The sequence below is a fragment of the Acetobacter farinalis genome, from assembly GCF_011516935.1.
Taxonomy (GTDB): Bacteria; Pseudomonadota; Alphaproteobacteria; order Acetobacterales; family Acetobacteraceae; genus Acetobacter; species Acetobacter farinalis.
On sequence record NZ_WOTF01000060.1, the window covers coordinates 1 to 1,293 of the forward strand.

General features: G+C 54.5%; 1 protein-coding gene. It reads left to right on the forward strand.

Going from position 1 to position 1,293, the window contains the following annotated elements:
• Positions 1-75: 75 nt before the first annotated feature.
• A complete protein-coding gene (locus tag GOB82_RS13180) occupies positions 76-1,158 on the forward strand; it encodes an IS5 family transposase (RefSeq protein ID WP_265794631.1) in 1,083 nt (360 codons plus the stop codon).
• The last annotated feature ends 135 nt before the right edge of the window (positions 1,159-1,293 follow it).

Consider the following 1,293-nt stretch of genomic DNA (forward strand, 5'->3'; position numbering starts at 1 on the left):
TGGAGGGTTCGAAAAACCCTCTGGTTTTGAGGTCTGCTCTGTGATTCCATTTTCCTTGCGTTGATTGGAGTATGGATCATGAAGCAGGCGGGATTTTTTGACGTTGAAGAGCGGCTTGCTCGGCTGAGCGAGCTCGGTGATCAGCTCGAAGCGTTTTCCCGGACTGTGAATTTTGCAGTGTTCCGCCCGGAACTGGAGAAGGCACTGGCGTATTCCGACGGAAGCAAAGGCGGGCGACCGCCGTTTGATCCGGTGCTGATGTTCAAGATCCTGGTGATCCAGACGCTGAACAATTTGTCCGATGAACGTACAGAGTATCTAATCAACGATCGCCTGTCGTTCATGCGCTTCCTTGGCCTGGGGCTTTCAGATCGTGTTCCTGATGCCAAAACGGTCTGGCTGTTCCGTGAGCGCCTGACGCAGGCGGGAGCGATCGAGGGTCTGTTCAATCGCTTTGATACAACCCTGCGGAACGCAGGCTATCTGCCGATGTCGGGCCAGATACTGGATGCAACGCTGGTGGCTGCTCCAAAGCAGCGCAACACGAACGCCGAGAAAGCCGATCTCCGGGCAGGCCGTGTTCCCGAAGACTGGCAGGACAAGCCGTCAAAGCTGTCACACAAGGATCGTCATGCGCGATGGACGCTGAAGTTCACCAAAGCGAAGCGGCAGGACGATGGAACCATGCCGTCGAGTGATCTCGCTATCCCATTCTTTGGCTACAAATCCCACGTCTCCATCGACCGGAAGTATCGGTTCATCCGGAAATGGAAGACAACAGATGCCGCCGCCAGTGATGGCGCGCGATTGAGAGAGGGGCTGCTGGATAAAGCCAATACGGCCTCAAGCGTCTGGGCTGATACAGCGTATCGCTCAAAAGCCAATGAAGACTTCATGGAAAAGCAGGGCTTTGTCTCAAAGGTTCACAGGAAGAAGCCGCATCTCAAACCCATGCCACTCCATATCCAGCGGTCCAATGCAGGAAAGTCCGTGATCCGATCCCGCGTCGAGCATGTCTTTGCTGACCAGAAATCGCAAATGGGTCTGTTCGTCCGAACTGTCGGTATCACCCGGGCCACCATGAGGATCGGCCTGGCCAATATCGTCTATAATATGCGCCGCTTCCTCTTCCTGCAGCGGATCAGCGCGAATGCATAGCAATCCAGCGGGGGCAGCACTCGATCTGCTCAAAACGCAGATCGAAAACCAACCCAAAAGTAGTCAATCAAATCGCCAAAAGCCTGAAATCACCAGCCAAGCGTATCAATCAAGGGTTCTTCGATCCCTCCAGGT